The sequence below is a fragment of the Flavobacterium sp. genome, assembly GCF_052437795.1.
Lineage (GTDB): Bacteria > Bacteroidota > Bacteroidia > Flavobacteriales > Flavobacteriaceae > Flavobacterium.
The window spans coordinates 1127204-1146562 of sequence record NZ_JBQVPA010000001.1; the positions used below are offsets into that span (position 1 = coordinate 1127204).

Here is a 19359-nt window from a genome sequence, read left to right on the forward strand (position 1 = left end):
TAACCAACATGTTCTTTGTTGATAACCAAAAAAAAATCCGAAGCGGCAAGGCTTCGGACGTTTTATGCATTTCCTGCCCGATTATTCCTTATACTCGCCCATTTTGCTGTATTTATCCATCCTTTGCGCTACAAGTTCGGCTGTTGATAAATCTTTGAGTTCGTTATAACCTTTCAATATGTATTCCTCTACGCTTTTGAAGGCGGTTTCCCTGTCGTAGTGCGCTCCTCCCAGTGGTTCCGGGATAATGTCGTCTATCAGGTTTTGTTTTTTCATGTCGAAGGAGGTCAGTTTCAGTGCTTCGGCGGCCTGTTCCTTGTATTCCCAACTCCTCCAAAGTATCGATGAACAGGATTCTGGCGATATTACCGAGTACCATGTGTTCTCCATCATATATACTTTGTCACCAACGCCAATACCCAATGCACCTCCCGAAGCCCCCTCACCTACTATAACAGTAATGATAGGTGTTTTAAGGCGAACCATCTCTAGAATGTTCCTTGCAATAGCTTCTCCCTGCCCGCGCTCTTCGGCTTCAAGGCCCGGATAAGCTCCCGGAGTATCTATAAGGGTTACTACAGGGATACCAAATTTCTCAGCCATCTTCATCAGCCTCAATGCCTTGCGGTAACCTTCAGGATTGGCCATACCGAAATTGCGGAACTGTCTTGTTTTTGTATTATATCCTTTCTGCTGGCCTATGATCATGAACGACTGTCCGCCGATCTTGCCCAACCCGCCTATCATCGCTTTATCATCTTTAAAAGCACGGTCACCGAACAGCTCAAGGAACGTGTCTCCCGTAAGGGCACGAACGTGGTCCATGGTGTAAGGGCGGCTCGGGTGCCTTGACAGCTGTACCCTTTGCCATGCAGTAAGGTTCTTGTATATTTTTTTCTTGGTCTCTTCCAGTTTCTTTTCGATCTGCTTGCAGGTGTTAGACACGTCGACATCGCTCTCCTGGCCTATTATCGTACATTTATCCAACTGGTCCTCAAGCTCCTTTATAGGGAGTTCAAAATCTAAATATTCCATAGTATGGGCAGATTTTCATTTTTGGTTCGAACTACAAAGATAAAAGTTTCCATTGGTCTACAAACCGCAACGGCTAATTACTTTCACTTTTCGATCTATTTTTAATTATACCATTGATAATCACTGTACTCAAAATAATGAGGGCTCCTACATAGAATGCCGGCCCCATTTTTTCCTTTTCGCTGAAAACTATTAATGCAAGAATAATCCCATATACCGGTTCCATGTTTATGGTGAGCATTACTGTATATGGCGATATCACCTTCATAACGTGCACCGATGCGATGAACGCATAGGCGGTACAAAACGACCCCAATATCCCCAGCCACATCCAGTCTTCCGCGGTAAGCGTAAAGAACTCCACCGTGAATTGTCCGGAAAAAAGAAGATAAAGTGAAAAGAAGAACACTCCACCCAGCAATTCATAAAACGATATGGCTACCGGATCATACTCCTTTGCGAACTTGCCGTTGATAATTGAAAAGGATGCCGACAGGAATGCCGATGTAAGCGCCAGGGCTATCCCAAGGTAATGTCCCGGGCCCGAAGCACCGCCGGCTAATATTTCCCAAAATTGTGAAGGGTTTTCGATAATTGCGGGAATGTGCTCACCATAAATGATAATGCATAACCCTACCACCACTACAAGCCCCATTACAATTTCCTGCATGATGAGCTTTCGGCCGTATACTATTGATTCCAATAAGGTAGCGAACAATGCCCCTGTAGAAAGGCACGCCAGTGTGATGGATATATTCGAGACTTTTATCGCTTCAAAAAAGGTAAACCAGTGCAGCGCAATGACCAGGCCCGCAAGGATGAACCACAGCAGCGCTTTCGCTGAAACTTTCATCGCGGTCTTTGTTGCGATCGCAAAAAGAAGGATAAGCGCGACGGCAATGCACATCCTGAACCAAACCAACGGTAATGCGTCGAGCGTTATGAGCGCACCGAGTACCGCTGTAAAGCCCCAGACGAACACAATGAAGTGCAGGTGAATATAGCTCTTAATGTTATCGGCGGGCATTGCGAAGCAGGTATATAGCGAGTATGCCAAAAGTCACGTTCGGGATCCATACCGCGACCAGCGGCGACATGCTTGATTTTTCGGCCAGGGTGCCAAATACCTTGTCGAAGAAGATAAAGGTAAAAGCCAATCCTATGCCCATGGCAAGGTTAACACCCATACCCCCGCGCCTTTTCATTGACGATACGGCTACAGCGATTATCGTCAGGATAAAAGCCGAGATCGGTATACTGTATTTCTTATATTTAACTACCAAATAGGCGTTGATGTTACCGGAACCGCGCTGCTTTTCGTTGTCTATGAACTTATTGAGCTCGCTCAGTGTCATGGTCTCTGCGGCATATATCGTAGGTGTTAGATCGTCCGGCTTAAAGTTGAACTTGAACTTCTTCTCGGTAGCCGATTCGATCTTGTCTTCCATTTTGCCAATGGTGCGCTTGGTGTAATTACTAAGGGTATAAGTGCTGTCCTTCTCGTTCCATTTGATCGTCGAAGCGTTCATTTTAGAAACCATCTGATTGTCCTTGAACGTTTCAAGGCTAAAGTTAACGCCCATCTTCGACATGTAGTTGAAGCTGCTAACGTAAATGTATTCGTTATCGCTTATCTGCTTGTAAACATCGATATTCTTGCGTACCTCAGCCCCTTTTTTGAGGTAGGTAAAGCGAAAGTCGTTGAACCCCTTGCTTGCTTTCGGTACAAAGAAAAAGCCCATCAGCAATGCCAGTATCGAAATGATGGTCGCCCCCACGATATACGGCCTGAGGAAGCGCATGTACGAAATGCCCGAACTGAGTATCGCAATGATCTCGGTATTGTTTGCCAGCTTCGAGGTGAACCATATCACCGACAGGAAAAGGAAGATCGGGAACAGCATGTTGGCGAAATAGATGGTAAAGTCGCCGTAGTAGGCCATTACCTGCAGGAACGGCACTTTGTTCTCAAGTATACGGTTGATCTTTTCCGAAACGTCGATGACGATACCTATTGGAATGAACATCAGCAGCATCACGAAGAATGTTGCCAGGTAACGCTTCAGGATGTACCAGTCTATTATTTTCACGCTTTTACGCTTGTTAGTTTAGAGCCTGTTGCTCATCTGTTTTACCATCATCTCTTTCCACTCACGGAAATCTCCTGCTAAGATATGCTTTCTTGCCTCACGAACCAACCACATATAGAACCCAAGGTTGTGTATGGTAGCAATTTGCTTGCCAAGGAATTCGTTGGCCGCAAAAAGGTGGCGCAGGTAAGCTTTGGTATATTCAGTGTCGACGAATGTGATACCCATTTCGTCAATGGGTGAAAAATCATCCTCCCACTTTTTGTTCTTGATATTGATAGTGCCGTGCGCCGTGAACAGCATCCCGTTGCGGGCGTTGCGCGTAGGCATCACGCAGTCGAACATATCCACACCTAAAGCGATGTTCTCCAGAATGTTTATCGGGGTACCAACTCCCATCAGGTAGCGCGGCTTGTCTTCCGGTAGGATGCTGCACACCACATCGGTCATGGCATACATTTCCTCGGCCGGTTCGCCTACGGAGAGGCCGCCAATAGCATTACCCACGGCGCCTGCATTGGCAATATATTCAGCTGATTCTTTACGTAAATCGGTATAAGTGCTACCCTGCACGATCGGGAAGAACGCCTGGCTGTAGCCGTACTTGAACGGCAACTTTTCGAGGTGCGAAATACAGCGGTCGAGCCAGCGGTGCGTCATGTGCATGGAGCGCTTGGCGTAGCGGTAATCGCACGGATATGGTGTACACTCGTCGAAGGCCATGATGATGTCGGCGCCAATGGTGCGCTGTATCTCCATCACGCTCTCGGGGGAGAAGAAATGGTACGACCCGTCGATATGCGACTTGAATTTCACGCCCTCCTCCTTGATCTTGCGGTTGGCCGAAAGCGAGTACACCTGGTAGCCGCCGCTGTCGGTCAGGATGGGGCGGTCCCAGTTCATGAACTTGTGGAGACCTCCTGCCTTTTCCAGTATGTCGGTTTGCGGGCGGAGGTATAAGTGGTAGGTATTCCCTAAAATGATGTCGGGGTTGATGTCATTCTTCAGCTCGCGCTGGTGTACGCCTTTTACGGATGCGACCGTGCCAACGGGCATGAATATCGGGGTTTCTATAACGCCGTGATCGGTCGTGATGCTCCCCGCCCTGGCTTTGGATTGTGGGTCTTTTGCTAGTAAGTCAAATTTCATAAGTAAATTTTACGGGTGCAAAGATAGGGAAAGCGGAGGAGATTTAGGTAAAGGTGGATATTTAAAGAGATGTGCAGGCGAGATGAATAAGGTGAATAGATACTTTAAAAGTAACAATTTTAAAGTATCTATTCAAATTTGTGTCTAAATCTATGTTTTGTCTATCAACATGTCGTGAAGTACATTAAATAGAACGTAAATTGTATTGTCTTATTTAGTTATATATCATAGCTTTACATTTTAAAAAAGTGATTTGTCATGTCTTATATTGTGTTTCATCCATGAATAATATCCAATCAATAAAAAATTCGATCTTTATTTGGTCAAATAAAAAAATAAAAATTATGACAATGAAAAAGTTAATAATAACTGCGGCACTAGTTGCTTCGCAGATTATATCTCATGCACAAACAAAATTCACAATAACTTTCAATCAAGGATTTGGACAGTTGCCAACTTTTACGAAATATAAAGAAGCTGACCTGCTTACAACTAAACAAGCAGAAGATGCATTCAATTTTATAAAAAATAGTGTTGGTATAGAATGGGGATATTCTTATGCTGGCTGCGAGAAGCGGGCACACGCCGCATCCTTATTTTTAAAAAAGAAAAAGGTAGAACATTATAAGATTTGGAATTTTGATCCAATGATGATCTCACTTTTCAATAAATCTGAAAAGCCAACTATAATTAGTAAAGCTGGATTAAGCCCAAAAATTAGTTGGGGCTATCATGTTGCCATTTTAGTATTTGTGAAAGACGGTAAAGAAATTAAGCCAATGGTTATTGACCCTGCCTTGGATGATAATTTACTTACGCAAGAGAAATGGCTTGATCTTCAAAATTCAACTACTTCATACTATACCTATTTAGACTCAAAATGGTATAATTATGCAACAACAGACAAATTCAAGTATTATTGCCAAGGGGTTGCACATCCCTTTCCACCTTGTATGGACGGGCTTCTAACTGGTGATTTTTTCCTTAATGATGATGTAAGTTTAACATCGATGTGGATTGAAGAAGCACTAGCCGTTAATCAACTTGCCATGAGATTAATTAGAGAAATTATAAATAAAGAACCTGCAAACTCATATAAGAAAAAAATATTTACAGAATTAGTTGAAAATTTTAATAATTTAACAAACGCTTTAAATGGAACAAATTTAAATGAGGACATTAAAGTGTACGCTGACATATTAAAACCTTATCAATCTGAATTCATAACAATTAAAAAAAATTGGAAATCGAAGTTGGACGAGCTCCGACAATAGTAATAATATTAATGTCAGGCTCAACATTAGCTTCCAGTTCGTGGAAAGGAACAAGCCGATTTAATGTCACGAGCAAAATGCTCGTGACAGTATTATGTACGAAACAAAGCCTAACATCGTTATGAATTACAACCAACTTCCTTACAATGATGAAAACAAGAATATTTCTTTTACTACTGCTCGCCCTAACCTCCTGCACCAAAAACGAAAATAAAACCATAGATCAGGAACCATTAAAAATCGACACAACGAGGGTATCAATAATAGAATACAACCTGGCCAATAATCCTGAATGTAAGTTTATATTTGAAGATGTAACTAATGCAGAATTGACCAATACCGACCTGAAAAAGATTGAGGATGCAATAGACAGGATCATCAAAAAGCAAAACCCCAAGGAGATGGAATGGTACGAACGTGCTAAAAAAATGTATCCGGAAGAAAATTATAAAAAGGAAGACTTTGTATTAAAAAAAGAAGAATATATTAGGCGGTATTTAGTTGTAAAAAACAAAAAAGGGCAAAAGGAAGTTTATGTCGCTATGGTTTGAAATGATATTGCAAAGCTCTATGATTTTAAGAAAACTCTGAAACAGGGATTCGGCGGCGGCTCCTGTCTGTTTTCTTTCAAACTGAATCTTGATACCAGAAAGTATTATGATGTTTATTTTAATGCTGAAGCGTAGTATTTAATCCGCCCAGCCCACCACGGTGCAGAAAGGTGTATTTCTGGATAATAAAAAATTTCCCGTATATTAGGGATAACTAAAACCAATCCCTATGCAACCCGACAACAAATCAACCCTTCTTCTCGCCAACGCAACCATTACCCAAAACGACCATGAAGGCTTTTTAAAACATTGCACCGAAGATACTACCTGGATATTCGTAGGCGACATTACCCTGCGTGGCAAGGAAGCCGTGCGGCAATGGATGGCTGAGAACTATATAGAGCCGCCGGTTTTTGAAGTAGAGAAGATTATTGAAGGGGAAGATCATGTAATTGCGATGGGAACAATTACGATAAAAGATAAGCACGGTAAGGCGACCACATCGTCATATTGCGACGTGTGGCGCTTTGAAGAGGGAAAAATGGCGGAGTTGAGGGCGTATGTTGTAGCCACCTGACAAGCCCCCTAGCCCCCGAAGGGGGAACTCCACTCTTGCTCATTTAACGTGCGATTTTTTATGCTTTAGACTAAAACTAATTAAGCCACTCCCTAAAGTCATTCACCCGCTCTCGGCTCACGATGACCTCATCGTCTTTGTAGGTCGGCAGGATGACTTTGAGTCGGGAATTGGTGTACACCACAATATCCTTTATGGCATTAACGGACACGATGAACTTGCGGCTCACCCTAAAGAATTGTTTTGGGTCGAGTTCGGTTTCAAGCTGTTCGAGCGTGTTTTCCAGCAGGTAGTCGCGCCCGTCGGTGGTATGGATGTAGGTGCCTTTATTTTCGCTGTAAAAGCATTCCGCGTCCTCGATGCTGATCATCTTGAGGTGCTGCCCCATTTTTATCGTAAAACGCTTCTTATAGCTTTTCTCTGCGGGGTTGGACAGCATGCGGCGTATCTGGTCGAAATCAACCGACAGCTGCTGCGGCTTGGGCTGGCGCTCGCGGTATTTGTTCACGGCACTCTCAAGGTCGTCCTCGTCTATCGGTTTCAGCAAGTAGTCGATGCTGTTCAGCTTGAACGCACGAAGCGCATATTCATCATAGGCCGTAGTAAATATCACCGCGCTGCTAATGGGGATGGTCTCGAATATCTCGAACGACAGCCCGTCGCTCAGCTGGATATCCAGGAATATGAGGTCGGGCTGCGGATTGTTTTGGAACCAGCCTATCGCCTCCTCTACCGAATGCAGCATGGTACTTGTCTCGATATCCAGCTTTTGCAGTTTACGCTGCAGCAGGCGTGCGGCAGGCTTTTCGTCTTCAATTATAATTACGTTCATTTGTTGGTTGTTTTTGGTCGATCTGAAATCTACACTCTGAGATCTGAAATGGTTACTCCCATTTATTGGACTGGTTCTTTTCACGGTCCATGTATTCCTGGATCTTGCGTTCTTCCCAGTCCCTGCTGAAAAATATACTGCGGCTGTATACCGTAAGCCAGTGCGCCAGCAGTCCTATCCCCCATGACAATGGCGTGATGAAGCTGCCCCATGACCAGAATTTTTCACCCGGGTCAAGGTTAATGGCGTGCATAATGAGCAGGAAAGCATTTACCAGTACATAGGCCGCGAGATGTTTGTAAAAGCCTTTTATATCCTCAACCCTTTTTCTGGCTTTTTCCAGCCTTTTGTGTTCTTCAAATGGATCTTCCATGATGTTCTATTTTTGGTTGGTGTTGTTCCTGTTTTTTTCTCTCTCAATGAGATCGTGCATTTTTCGTTGCTCCCATCCTTTTTTATAAATCAGGTCGGGGCCGAAAACCACGGCTATGTGCGCCAGGAGTATGATAGCGCCCACGATCAAAGTACCTATCAGGCAATTGACCCAAACAGCCGGGTGCAATCCGAAGCCGATAAGCCCGGCAATGTAGGTGAGCACATTTACCGTGATGAACGTGAGTATGTGCCTGTAAAAATCCTTTAGTGTGTCGATGCGTTTTTTAGCCCTGTCGTAGCTGGCTCTTTCATACATGTCTTCCATCACTTATGTAGTTTGGTTGTCTTTGCTCCTGAATTTTTCCCTTGCCCTGCGGTCCTCTTCCATGAATTGCTGTAGCTTGCGCTCCTCCCAGTCCTTATTCAGGAACGGCACATAATTGAAAGCCGCCATACCATGGAACAGCACTCCCAGCCCCCATCCGCACATTGAAAAGTAAAACCAGTGGAATTCGGGTGTAAAGGTCAGGTTGATGATGATGAGTATCGGGATGATGGTACAATACAGTCCCAGGTTGATGTAAAACGACCGTATCTCCTTTACCCTTTTGCGGGCACGCTCTATGTCACGCCCTTCAAATCTGTTTTCCATGGCTATTTGCGTTTTTGCTTGTCTTTCTCTAATATTTCATTCAATTTTCGCTCTTCCCAACCGCGCCCAAAAAATGATGGCAGGAACGTAACGATGCCGTGTATCGCCAGGCCTAAGCCCCAGCCGAATGCAGTATATTTATACCAATGCTCGCCGCCCGTGTAATAAATATTTATCAATGCCAAAACCGGTATCACGATGATGTAGCTTGCCACATGGTCATAGAATGACCTGATCTCCTTTACCCTCTTTTTGGCCCTCAGGTAGCTTTGTTCTTCAAAATTGGGTTCCATTGTTTTTTGATTTTGTTGATCTTTGATCGATGACTGAATTTCCTCTCCCCCAACCCCTCTCCAAATCGGAGGGGAGCGGGACGTAACACTTTTGCTAAATATTCCCGATCACTTCCACCGGTTGCTGCGCTCCCGCTCCATGAGTTCGTTGAGCTTGCGCTCTTCCCAGTCGCGGCCCAGGAACGGTATGTAATTGAACACTGTGCAAAAGTGGATCACCACCCCTATTCCCCAGCCTATTGCAGGGTACAGGAACCACAAATGCTGCGGCGAAGTAACCAGATTAAGTATTGCCAACCCTGTTATGACGATAACATAGGACATCAGGTTGCCGTAAAAACCTTTTATATCTTCTACCTTCTTTTGGGCCTTGAGGTAACTGCTTTCCGATTCGCTATAGCTTGTTTCCATGATAGTGACTTGTTTTGTGAGTACGGGCAATTTTACGGTAAAATGTTTCTCTGTCTGTTCTATGTGTACTTTCCTTTCGGAGATGATCGCATACCGGCTTACTATGTTCTGCAAGCCTACGCCGCGCCTGTCCTGCAGCACTTCCTTCTTTTGGTAGTCATTCTGTACCACCAGGTAGCCATCTTGCTCAAATATCCTGACATGGAGCGGCTTCTGCTGGCTTACGATGTTATGCTTTACAGTATTCTCAAGCAGCAGCTGAAGCGACAGAGGGACTACCCTCGCGTCCGGGCTGGATACGTTTTGCGGCAGCTCGTAAAACACGCTGTTCTCAAAGCGCATCTTAAGAAGGTTCATGTAGGTCTTGGCGAAATCCAGTTCCTCCTGTATGCTTACCAGCTCTTTATCTTTTTGTTCAAGAACATATCGGTATACTTTTGATAATGAAGTAGTAAATCGCTGTGCGCTATCCGGATTTTCTTCGATCAGCGAGCTCAATACATTCAGGCTGTTGAACAGGAAGTGCGGGTCGATCTGGTTCTTAAGGGTCTCGAATTTTGCCGAGGCCGTACCAGCTATTATCTTTTGTTCCTTAACCCTGTTCTCCTGGTAACGCTTGTAAAAATAGAATGCATGCCCCAGAAAGCTCATGGTGAGGGTTATTATTGAAGCCACATAGTAGTTTTCGGCTTTTTCCTCACTTATGAATTTTGAGAACGACTCTCCTTCCATAACAACATCTTCAAAAACACGCAGCAGGAAGATAATGACCAGCGATACCCCGAACGATGAGAGAAATCCAACTATCAGCCTTTTTTTCATTACCCCACCTCTGCTATATTTTTTATCCATCCACACAAAAACAAGCTTATTGGCCATATAAAGCGTCATGGAATAACCAATAACTACATATAGGAATTGTATGAGGTGGAAGTAGTTCCACTCAAATTTTCCTCCCCACACCCCAAACAGCAACACCAGGTAAATGATCACGCCCATGGCCGCTGCTTTCGCTAATTCCTTATAAATATTCATGCTTTTATTTTTTACATTCCGCAAGCGCCTGCTCTGCCCTTTCCTTACCCCAGTTCGGGTGGAATGGCGTTTCCGGCTTAAAGTTAGCAAAAAGTGTGACAGCTCTTTCAATTTCGGCACACATAGGCTTGATGTCCTTGCCAAAGTAGCGCGCGCCGCCTATCTCAAACTCGGCTTTGTTGAACACTACCCTCGGGTTGTCAGGAGCGATCTTCATGGCTTTGGAGTAAATTTCATTTACTGTACCGGACAGTTTCATGCCGTTGGTCATTGGGTCGGCCACTATCCATGCGGTGTGTATCATTGCCTGCATTACCAAAAGTTCGGCATTATCGGGCGACAGGTCCAGTGCATTGTCTGTGGCTTCCTGTGCTTTTGCCAAAAGGGCTGAGATCTTTTCTTTATCCTGAGTTTGGAAAGCATCGGTGGTGTTAACCAGGGCCACATAGTAGTACGGCAGCCAGTTGGTTTTTTCGGCGGCGGCTATCCTCTCGAACATTGCCGAAGCCTCGGTACTTTTTTTCTCTCCCCAAAGGGCAAATGCTTTTTGCATGCCTGTCTCAAATTTCGACTGTGCATTTAGTGTTGTGCAAATCAAAAGGACTACTGCTGTAATAATTCGTACCATAATTTTATTTTTTTAGGTTGTTGTATTTTGATGAAGCAAAGGTGCGATGTTTTCCTTCTCAGTAAAAAAGTGTTTTACCGAACTGTAGAATTTGAAGGATGAGTTGCAGGTTATCATAATTAAAAAACATTTCGACTGCACACTCCCTTTGACAAATGATACTGTTGCTGCCATGGATGAAGACTTCAGCAGCGATGGCAATCTTGCCAACGTGATACCGATGACGACGGCCTTCCGGATTTTGCCGATAATGATGATGATGGCAATCTTGTACTTACTTCTGAAGAATGTTTTTGGGCGTGACGCTTAAGATGAATTTTGGGCTATCGATAATGACAGCATTCCGAATTATCTCGATAATGATGATGACGGTGATGGCCTACTGACTCCCAATGAAGACTATATGCATAACGGCAATGCCGTTAATGTTACCGACCTGCAAAGCGGTATTTATTTTGTGAAGATACTGGTTAACAACCAAGTGATCATTCGCAAATTCATTAAGAAATAACTGTAGTAGTCATTATATCTTAATACTGGCTTCGCTGAAAAAGCAGGGCTTTATTTTTCTGAAAAAAGCTTTTTAAAATTTGGAAAACAGAATATGGGCAGCGCGCTTCTAAAATCAATTTACAGTGCAGTATTCAAAATTCCTTCGACTATACTGCCTCAGGAATTCAACTACATACTTAATCCGGCACACCCTATGAGCAGCCAATTCAAAATAGCATCTTTACGATCTTGTTTACGATGTAAGGATAAAATACAAGTAGTTACGGGTTTTCCACGATCAGTATCTCTACCCTCCTGTTCTCGGCGGCCTGCTCTTTTGTTTTTTCAGGGATCGGGTGTATAGGCCTTGATACGCCAAAGCCTTCAAATGATAACCGATCTTTCGCTACACCATTGGTATTGAGGAATTGCATTATTGCTTTTGCCCTTTTGGTAGAAAGGTCCTGACGGTCGGCTTTCATGCAGCAAACATGCCCTTGAAGCTTTATCTTCAGGTTAGGGTTGGCGCGCATTATCTCCAGCAGCTCATGCATCCGGTTACGTGATTCCTTTACCACACCAAATGTATTCTCATAAAAATTGAGGTTATTGATGATGATCACATCGCCTTTTTTAGCATCACCCACTTTTTTCATGAAGGCAACATCCAGCCTGAGTGTTTCATCTTTTCCGTCAGGGTTACGGACTGTAATTTCTGAAGGATATTCTGCAGCCTTTTTTACTTTGGTTACAGGCTTTGGTGTTTCTGTAATGCCAAGTATCTCATTCTCCATTGCCAGGTCTTTTTCCTGTAAATAATAGAGCGTTACTTTACGGTTCTCGGCTTTTACTGGTGACATTTGATGCAGTTTGCCAAAGCTGCGGGTCTTAAAATCTTCACGGGTACTTACTTTGCCTTTTACGATACCGAAAACCTGGGTCACCCTGCGCTGGGCAAGTGTATCGTTCATGCCTATGCTGCCATCTTCATCCGTATAACCATTTATGGCAAGTATTTTTGAAGTTTTGTTAGCCGCGATCCACTCACCAAGCCTTTCCTGCTGTGTTTTGGTAAGCTCGTGCTTATTGGTGTCAAAAAATACAGAAAACTGTTCCTGAGCAGAAACGGTCAGTGGCAATACCGCGAAAGCGATGAAAGAAAGCAGTTTTTTCATGGAGTTTTGTTTAGGTAAACGAAAATAGCGATTTTTTATTGTGAGAGAACACTGATGATACTGATTTATCAGATTTACAGGAAATCTTTTAGATTACTGAATAAGAAGACTGTGAATTACTTACTGATCACATCCACACATTTATAAAAGCGCTTTGTGTACATATCGGAATCCAGATCACTAATGATGACCGCCATTTCCTTGCCTGATGAAGAATGTATGAATTTTGATCTCATCCCGTTGGCTTCGCAGATGATGCCAACATGGCCTACAGAATTGCGGTCACGGTAGCCATAGAACACCAATACATCGCCTACTTTAAATTCTTCAGGCTTTAAAGTTTTTCCGACGTTAGCAAATCCTGATGAACTGCGGGGTACATCGATATTAAAATTGTCAAATACAAAATTTACGAAGCCGGAGCAGTCAAAGCCTTTTTTAGGATCGGAAGATGCATAACAGTACGCCGTGCCCAGGTGCTTTTTTGCAAAGGCTATGATCTCTTCACGCTTTACACCATCTGTACTTCTTACAGGGGTTTCGGCTATGGGAGGCTGTATAGCGACTGGTGCGGATCTTTCTTTGGCACAGGCTAAAAAAATGACAGCTAAAAAAGGTATGGTAAGTAACTTCATGATGTTGTTTTATGAAAGCAAGTTAACAATTACTATGCCTGCGGCTAATTGTTTTAACGCATATTTACACTTTACAATACCCTGCGCATCGTCATGCTTTTATTCACCGTCTCAATAAATTCTTTTTCGGGGTCGCTGTCTTTGGTTATGCCACAACCTATAAATAGCTGTGCGGTATTGCCCTCTACTTTCATGGAACGGAGATTTACGAATAAGTCCGTCCCCTTTTGCCCGTCATTATCAACACCGTTGATCTGGCCCAAAAAACCGGAATAATATTCCCTGTCATAGCCTTCATTTTCCAACAGGAACTGCCTAGCCTCATGTTTTGGCAAACCGCATACGGCAGGTGTTGGGTGTAATTTATCAATGATCTTTTTCAGATCAGATGCAGGGTCTATCGTTGCCGAAATATCAGTTTTTATATGTACGAGGTTGCCTGCCCTGAAAGTATATGGCCCATTAGTCCGTACATCTGCGATCGTGCCATTCAGTTCTTTAAGAATGTAGTCGGTCACAAATTGCTGCTCCTGCTTCTCTTTATTCTCCCAAATAATTTCCCCATCAGAATATGGTTGCGTGCCGGCAAGGGCAACGGTATGCAATTTTGCACCATCCAACCTTACCAATTGTTCTGGGGTCGCGCCCATCCACGATCCTGTTTCAGGGGTATGAAAGCAGTAACGGTAAGCGTTGGGATATGCAGCCAGCAACCTTTGACAGATCGTAGTTATGTCTGTATCAGTCTGTACTTTTTCTGTGCGGGAACACACCAGTTTCTCAAATCTACCGGCACGAATTTCTGACACACTTTTGGCAACAAGTGTTTCAAAAGCTATTTTGGCATGTTGGTCAATTTCGGGTTGGCTTGCTGGATGCACGCTTAGGCCACCATCAAGAACGGCGGTGATCACATCGGCTATTTCCAAAGGAATGAACACACGCCTGTCACCAAAAAAAGGTGCGAACACAAATCCGGGATCATTATAATTCTCCAGGTAATGCACTCCGGGCTCTCTCTGGAAAAGTCCTGTAACGGCTGTGGCGCCCGGCTTGCAAAATACCGCAAAGGGTAACTGCAGGTCGAGGTGCGATCTTATTTTGGAAAGAAGATCTATCATCTTAGTGGATTTTTGGATAAGTTGATTTGTTTATGCCAAGAATACGAATTATTAGATCAACAAATAACCGGATCAACGTTTTCTTGGTAATACCATATTCGTGATCTTACAAAGCGAGATCAGCCTGTCCTGCTCATCGGTCACTCTTATTTCCCACAGGTGCAGGCTCCTACCCTGATGAATGATGCGGGCAGTTCCCGTAACCACACCGTCGCGCTTGCTGCGCAGGTGGTTGGCCGAAATTTCGATGCCGCGCACTTCCTGCAATTCGGGATTCACGAACAGGAGCGATGCAGCGCTGCCTACGCTTTCCGCTAAAGCTACCGTTGCCCCGCCATGAAGTAATCCCATGGGTTGGTGTACGCGGGAATTGACCGGCATTTTTGCTTCCAGGAAGCCTTCTCCCGCATCGGTATATACAATATCGAGGGTTTCCATCAGGGTATTTTTAGCGAAGTCGTTGCACATTTTCAGTGCTTTTTCTTTATCGAAAGACATAAGTAGGATTTAGGTTGATAAAAGTACAAAAAGCCCCCCAACCCACAAAGGGGGAATTGGTATCCCAAATAAACAATCAACGCATCTACAAATAAACTAAAAACCATAATCCTGCGTTAACAGGTAAATCGCTTTCATACATTTCAAATTAATAGCTACTTTTACAAAAAAAATTGTTTCGCATGCGCCGAATTTTACTCTTAATCATCATAGGCTTTGCCGTATCGCTTACTTCCTGCCGCAACGACTTTGACTTCGAACCCAGCACGGGCGACCTGAAGTTCTCAAAAGACACGGTGTACCTTGATACTGTTTTCACCAATATTGGCTCGAGCACTTATACTCTAAAAGTGTACAACCGCAGCAATAAGAATATCAATATCCCAAGCATCAGGCTTGGCGAGGGTGAAGCATCCAAATACCGCCTTATGGTAGACGGTATTCCGGGCAAGGTATTTAACAACATAGAGCTTTTAGCCAAGGACAGTATGTTCGTATTCATTGAAACGACCATTGATTATAACGAGTACACCAATAACACTACAACTTTCCTGTACAACGACAAGATATTGTTCGATACCGGGTCTAATGAACAGAAAGTTGAATTGGTAACATTGGTACAGGATGCCATATTCATCAAACCGGACAGGCTCCTCCCTACCGACACTAAAGAAATGCTTGAAATAGCAGGCTTAGAGGACGATACGATATTTGGCCACGAGCTTACCACAGCCGATGAATTGCACTGGACCAGGCAAAAACCTTATGTAGTTTATGGGTATGCGTATGTACCTGATGGGCGGACCCTGAACATTGATGCGGGGGCACGGGTGCATTTTCACGCCGATTCCGGGCTCATTGTTGGCAGCAACGGTACGTTGAATATCAACGGCGCACGATCGTTCAACCCGGAAACCCTTGAGAACGAGGTTATTTTTGAAGGCGACCGTCTTGAACCCGGCTTTGCTGAAGCGCCCGGGCAGTGGGGAACGGTATATATCATGTCGGGTAACGACAACCGTATTAACCATTTAACTATCAGGAATGCTGCTATTGGCATTTTGGCAGGACGTGCCGCTGAGAATCAACCGGTAATGCCAAAGCTGAATATTACCAATTCGCAGATATACAACAGTGCGGTAGCGGGAATGCTTGCACAGCGCAGTGAAGTAAGTGGAGATAACCTGGTGATCAATAATGCATCCCAGGCAGGATTGATATGCTCATTGGGAGGTACTTACAGGTTCAGGCATTGTACCTTTGGCAATCATTACAGCACCTTTAATCAAATGCCGGTTTTTGTACGCGATTACCTTGACACCGATGATGGCACTCTGGTATCGGGCATTGATGCAAAATTTGAGAACTGCATCCTTTACGGTTCATCCAACTACGGCATCCTGTTCGACAGGAAAGGATCGGATACTAACCCTCCTACTGCATTTAATGTTGACCTGGACCATTGCCTGATAAAATTCAGCGACTTCAGCAACCAGTATACAGGTACGGAATTCTATAAATTTGAAGCGAGTACTGAAGCCGACATGGTATTTTATAACCAATGCCTGATCGCTAAAAACTCGACTGAAAACAACCCGAAATTCTTTAACCCGAATAAAAATAACCTGAATATCGTACAGGGTGAATCGGCGGCAGAGGGTATTGCCGGGCAGGCAGTGGCCAATGCGGTGCCGCTTGACATTAACGGCACAAGCCGGACAACTGCACCGGACATTGGAGCGTATGAGAGTACAACAATGCCTGAAGAATAACTACCAAAATATTAAAGATCCCCCTGCCAAAACAGGGGGATCTTATTTTTAATTATTGAATATTTTGTACTATTTTTTTTCATAAGTTTACTACACAAACTATAAATCAAGCAATTATGAAAAAATTATTACTCTCAATGGCGGTACTGTCGCTATGCTTCGCATCTTGTAAGAAAGAAGAAAAAACTACGGAAACAACTACAACTTCTACAGATTCTGTAGCCGTAAAAGAGGAAGCCCCGGAGCAGCCTATGGATTCTGCGGCTATGGACGCGGCATGGAAAAAATATGCGACACCAGGCGAGAGCCACAAAATGCTGGCCGATGAAGTTGGCAAATGGAACTGTGAGATGACTTTTTGGATGGGGCCGGGTGCTCCGCCTGAAAAATCGACATCGGTGGCAGACGTGAAAATGATATTGGGCGGACGCTATCAGGAAACTACCTATAAAGGTAAGGTCATGGGACAGGATTTTGAAGGAAAAGCTACCGTATCGCACAACAATGCTAATGGTGAGATCACTTCTACCTTTATTGACAATATGGGGACCGGAATGATGGTGGGGATCGGTACGTATGATGAGCCAAGCAAAACCATAAACCTTAGGGGAGAAATGGTAAACATGATGGATGGCAAGAAAACGCCTTACAGGGAAGCATATACGATCGTTGATGAAAATACCCGTACAATGGAAATGTTCGATACCAAAGACGGAAAGGAATATAAGAGCATGGAAATTGTAATGAAGCGTCAATAACACATTAATACATGGTTAAACATCCGGCCTGAGTGCCGGATTTTTTATGCTCCGACCAAAAAATATTATTTTATTTGTTTTATGTTGATATATCAAATATATTTGCATCAAATAATTTCAAATGGAGAATTTAAACAGCATCATTTTTTATACTATTGATAAAGCGATAAAAAGCTACAGACAATTTGCACAGAAGCAACTAAAGGAAGCAGGCTTTGCCCTTACCATAGATCAATGGCTGGTCTTGAAAGCGCTCGAGCAGGATGGCAATGCCCCACAGCAGCAAATCGCAGCCGCCGTGTTCAAGGATGTAGCCTCTATAACCCGGATAATTGAGTTACTGGTACAAAAGGGCTATCTGATGCGGGAATTCCATTCCGGGGACAGGAGGCGCTTTAAGATCACGCTTACCGATATGGGAAAAGAGGTGCTTGAAAAAATGCAGCCCCACATCATTGCCAATCGTAACCGCGCGCTTCATGGTATAACACAGGACGACATAAAAATGTTGCAGGGGATCCTCTCAAAAATTACCCAGAATGTAATGTAGTTCAATCATCATCAATCATCAATCATCAATCAATCATCAATCAAAAAACGGACATCATGAAAAAACAATTCTTCCTGGCAACCCTGGTCGCCATGGCAACGGTATTCATTTCACAAAAAATGAATGCTCAGGCATCGCAGCCCAAACCACTGGATATGGCTGCAAAAAATGCGGTCATCTCCTCATTGCTGCTACAAATGGATGAAAAGTACATTTTTCCCAAAACTGCTAAAGCAGCCGCAGTTAAAATTATGGAATATCAAAAAAAAGGTATTTACAATATGACAACCGATCCGAAGGAATTCGCGAAGCTACTGACAGAGCAGTTACGTGATCTGGTAAAGGACAAGCACCTAAGCGTATGGTACAACCCCGATCAAAAGCCAAAAGACGTACTTAAGGACGAAACCGTTGAAAAAGAACGTGAATCGAAATTCCTTCGCTATATGGGCCGGCAGAACTTCGGGCTGCCAAAGCTCGACATACTGGAAGGCAATGTAGGCTACCTGAAGATCGACGGGTTTGGACCTGTGGATAAAGTTGGTGAAACTGTTACAGGCGCCATGATGTACCTTGCCAACACCGAGGCACTGATCATTGACCTGCGCGACAACGGCGGCGGCGAACCCGATCTGGTGCGCTATGTGGCAAGCTATTTCTTTGGCGATACGCCGGTGCATATTAATGACCTGTACTATCGCAAGGATAACAAAAACACCGAATACTGGACCATTCCCGTACCGGGCAAAAAGTATTTAGCTAAGCCTGTATATGTACTGACCTCGGGCAGGACCTTCTCGGGCGGTGAGGAACTGGCCTACGACCTGCAAACGCAAGAGCGGGCGACGCTCATTGGTGAAACAACCGGCGGAGGTGCCAATCCCGGCGACATGGCCGACCTGGGCAACGGGTTCTTTGCTTTTATCCCCGACGGCCGTGCCATTAACCCCATTACCAAAACCAATTGGGAGGGTGTTGGCGTTATCCCAGATGTAGCCATAAATGAAAGCTCTGCCCTTAGGCTTGCACACCTGATGGCTTTACAAAAGCTTTGGGAAACCGCCCCGGACGATATGAGCCGTGACTTTCATAAGAAGAGCCTTGAGGCCGTACAGCAATAAAAATTTTAGGTTTAGGTTTATTTAGGAAATGCCGCGGGTGAAAGCCTGCGGTGTTTTTGTTTTGGGTGTGCCGCTTCGGCAGGATACTGAATCGGGCTATTTAATTGAAGGTGATAGTGTCGAAGATATACTTTAGAAAACAATTCTATCAATTTAGATACGGCAGTAGTTACCGACATTATTGGCTCGTATAAAATGCTTTTAATAAGTTTTACCTCTGCACTAAAATGGTTGAAAATGTTGAAGGCAACGAAACATGCGCATACCTTTTGATGAAGGTACGAAACAGTCGTTCAAGTATCAATAAAAGAATAGTACTTTTCCCGCGCAGTACG

Annotated in this window: 24 protein-coding genes; 9 read left to right on the plus strand and 15 right to left on the minus strand. The window is 44.0% G+C overall.

Going from position 1 to position 19359, the window contains the following annotated elements; all coding sequences use genetic code 11:
* Positions 1-81: 81 nt before the first annotated feature.
* The 4 genes from ACT6R0_RS05455 to tgt all read right to left on the minus strand — a co-directional run bounded on the left by ACT6R0_RS05455 (position 82) and on the right by tgt (position 4274).
* Positions 82-1035 carry an acetyl-CoA carboxylase carboxyltransferase subunit alpha gene (locus ACT6R0_RS05455; RefSeq protein WP_444652026.1) on the minus strand — a complete coding sequence of 318 codons (954 nt, stop codon included), beginning with the start codon at positions 1033-1035 and terminating at the stop codon, positions 82-84.
* Positions 1036-1108: 73 nt separating this feature from the next.
* Positions 1109-2062, minus strand: coding sequence for a DMT family transporter (locus tag ACT6R0_RS05460; RefSeq protein ID WP_444652027.1), 954 nt, complete (start codon positions 2060-2062; stop codon positions 1109-1111).
* Positions 2049-3125 (minus strand): LptF/LptG family permease, encoded by a 1077-nt coding sequence (locus tag ACT6R0_RS05465; RefSeq protein WP_444652029.1) that lies wholly within the window; start codon positions 3123-3125, stop codon positions 2049-2051. The genes ACT6R0_RS05460 and ACT6R0_RS05465 overlap by 14 nt, the downstream gene beginning before the upstream one ends.
* An 18-nt stretch (positions 3126-3143) precedes the next feature.
* A complete protein-coding gene (gene tgt, locus ACT6R0_RS05470) occupies positions 3144-4274 on the minus strand; it encodes a tRNA guanosine(34) transglycosylase Tgt (RefSeq protein WP_444652031.1) in 1131 nt (376 codons plus the stop codon).
* Between the two features lie 350 nt (positions 4275-4624).
* Here tgt and ACT6R0_RS05475 point away from each other — a divergent pair, with 350 nt between their 5' ends.
* From ACT6R0_RS05475 to ACT6R0_RS05485, 3 genes are all read left to right on the plus strand, one after another.
* Positions 4625-5548 (plus strand): protein-glutamine glutaminase family protein, encoded by a 924-nt coding sequence (locus ACT6R0_RS05475; protein WP_444652033.1) that lies wholly within the window; start codon positions 4625-4627, stop codon positions 5546-5548.
* A 146-nt stretch (positions 5549-5694) separates the two neighbouring features.
* Positions 5695-6099 (plus strand): hypothetical protein, encoded by a 405-nt coding sequence (locus ACT6R0_RS05480; RefSeq protein WP_444652035.1) that lies wholly within the window; start codon positions 5695-5697, stop codon positions 6097-6099.
* 229 nt (positions 6100-6328) lie between these two features.
* Positions 6329-6676: a nuclear transport factor 2 family protein gene (locus tag ACT6R0_RS05485; RefSeq protein WP_444652037.1), complete on the plus strand. Its 348-nt coding sequence runs from the start codon at positions 6329-6331 to the stop codon at positions 6674-6676.
* A 76-nt stretch (positions 6677-6752) separates the two neighbouring features.
* Here ACT6R0_RS05485 and ACT6R0_RS05490 read toward each other — a convergent pair whose 3' ends face one another.
* From ACT6R0_RS05490 to ACT6R0_RS05520, 7 genes are all read right to left on the minus strand, one after another.
* Positions 6753-7508, minus strand: coding sequence for a LytR/AlgR family response regulator transcription factor (locus ACT6R0_RS05490; protein ID WP_444652039.1), 756 nt, complete (start codon positions 7506-7508; stop codon positions 6753-6755).
* A gap of 52 nt (positions 7509-7560) precedes the next feature.
* Positions 7561-7881 carry a 2TM domain-containing protein gene (locus ACT6R0_RS05495; RefSeq protein ID WP_444652040.1) on the minus strand — a complete coding sequence of 107 codons (321 nt, stop codon included), beginning with the start codon at positions 7879-7881 and terminating at the stop codon, positions 7561-7563.
* Positions 7882-7887: 6 nt separating this feature from the next.
* Positions 7888-8208 (minus strand): 2TM domain-containing protein, encoded by a 321-nt coding sequence (locus ACT6R0_RS05500; protein ID WP_444652041.1) that lies wholly within the window; start codon positions 8206-8208, stop codon positions 7888-7890.
* A gap of 3 nt (positions 8209-8211) precedes the next feature.
* The gene (locus ACT6R0_RS05505; RefSeq protein WP_444652042.1) at positions 8212-8535 is read right to left on the minus strand and encodes a 2TM domain-containing protein; all 324 of its coding nucleotides are present in this window, start codon (positions 8533-8535) and stop codon (positions 8212-8214) included.
* Between the two features lie 2 nt (positions 8536-8537).
* Positions 8538-8828, minus strand: a complete 291-nt coding sequence (locus ACT6R0_RS05510) for a 2TM domain-containing protein (RefSeq protein ID WP_444652043.1) — start codon at positions 8826-8828, stop codon at positions 8538-8540.
* A gap of 108 nt (positions 8829-8936) precedes the next feature.
* Positions 8937-10274: a 2TM domain-containing protein gene (locus ACT6R0_RS05515; RefSeq protein WP_444652045.1), complete on the minus strand. Its 1338-nt coding sequence runs from the start codon at positions 10272-10274 to the stop codon at positions 8937-8939.
* Between the two features lie 4 nt (positions 10275-10278).
* Positions 10279-10902 (minus strand): hypothetical protein, encoded by a 624-nt coding sequence (locus tag ACT6R0_RS05520; RefSeq protein WP_444652047.1) that lies wholly within the window; start codon positions 10900-10902, stop codon positions 10279-10281.
* Between the two features lie 172 nt (positions 10903-11074).
* On the opposite strand from ACT6R0_RS05520, the gene ACT6R0_RS05525 reads away from it, so the two are divergent.
* Together ACT6R0_RS05525 and ACT6R0_RS05530 are read left to right on the plus strand one after the other, a co-directional pair.
* Positions 11075-11212, plus strand: coding sequence for a hypothetical protein (locus ACT6R0_RS05525; protein WP_444652049.1), 138 nt, complete (start codon positions 11075-11077; stop codon positions 11210-11212).
* A gap of 93 nt (positions 11213-11305) precedes the next feature.
* Positions 11306-11413 carry a T9SS type A sorting domain-containing protein gene (locus ACT6R0_RS05530; protein WP_444652050.1) on the plus strand — a complete coding sequence of 36 codons (108 nt, stop codon included), beginning with the start codon at positions 11306-11308 and terminating at the stop codon, positions 11411-11413.
* A gap of 262 nt (positions 11414-11675) precedes the next feature.
* Here ACT6R0_RS05530 and ACT6R0_RS05535 read toward each other — a convergent pair whose 3' ends face one another.
* From ACT6R0_RS05535 to ACT6R0_RS05550, 4 genes are all read right to left on the minus strand, one after another.
* Positions 11676-12569, minus strand: coding sequence for an OmpA family protein (locus ACT6R0_RS05535; protein WP_444652052.1), 894 nt, complete (start codon positions 12567-12569; stop codon positions 11676-11678).
* A 116-nt stretch (positions 12570-12685) separates the two neighbouring features.
* Complete coding sequence (locus tag ACT6R0_RS05540) at positions 12686-13204, minus strand: C40 family peptidase (RefSeq protein ID WP_444652054.1); 519 nt, start codon at positions 13202-13204, stop codon at positions 12686-12688.
* Positions 13205-13275: 71 nt separating this feature from the next.
* Entirely contained in the window at positions 13276-14325 is a 1050-nt protein-coding gene (locus ACT6R0_RS05545; protein ID WP_444652056.1) for an isochorismate synthase, read from the minus strand.
* Positions 14326-14397: 72 nt separating this feature from the next.
* Complete coding sequence (locus ACT6R0_RS05550; protein WP_444652058.1) at positions 14398-14823, minus strand: PaaI family thioesterase; 426 nt, start codon at positions 14821-14823, stop codon at positions 14398-14400.
* A gap of 182 nt (positions 14824-15005) precedes the next feature.
* Here ACT6R0_RS05550 and ACT6R0_RS05555 point away from each other — a divergent pair, with 182 nt between their 5' ends.
* From ACT6R0_RS05555 to ACT6R0_RS05570, 4 genes are all read left to right on the plus strand, one after another.
* Complete coding sequence (locus ACT6R0_RS05555; protein ID WP_444652059.1) at positions 15006-16595, plus strand: hypothetical protein; 1590 nt, start codon at positions 15006-15008, stop codon at positions 16593-16595.
* Positions 16596-16711: 116 nt separating this feature from the next.
* Complete coding sequence (locus ACT6R0_RS05560; RefSeq protein WP_444652061.1) at positions 16712-17353, plus strand: DUF1579 domain-containing protein; 642 nt, start codon at positions 16712-16714, stop codon at positions 17351-17353.
* A gap of 121 nt (positions 17354-17474) precedes the next feature.
* Positions 17475-17903, plus strand: coding sequence for a MarR family winged helix-turn-helix transcriptional regulator (locus tag ACT6R0_RS05565; protein WP_444652063.1), 429 nt, complete (start codon positions 17475-17477; stop codon positions 17901-17903).
* Positions 17904-17959: 56 nt separating this feature from the next.
* Entirely contained in the window at positions 17960-19024 is a 1065-nt protein-coding gene (locus ACT6R0_RS05570) for a S41 family peptidase (RefSeq protein WP_444652064.1), read from the plus strand.
* The last annotated feature ends 335 nt before the right edge of the window (positions 19025-19359 follow it).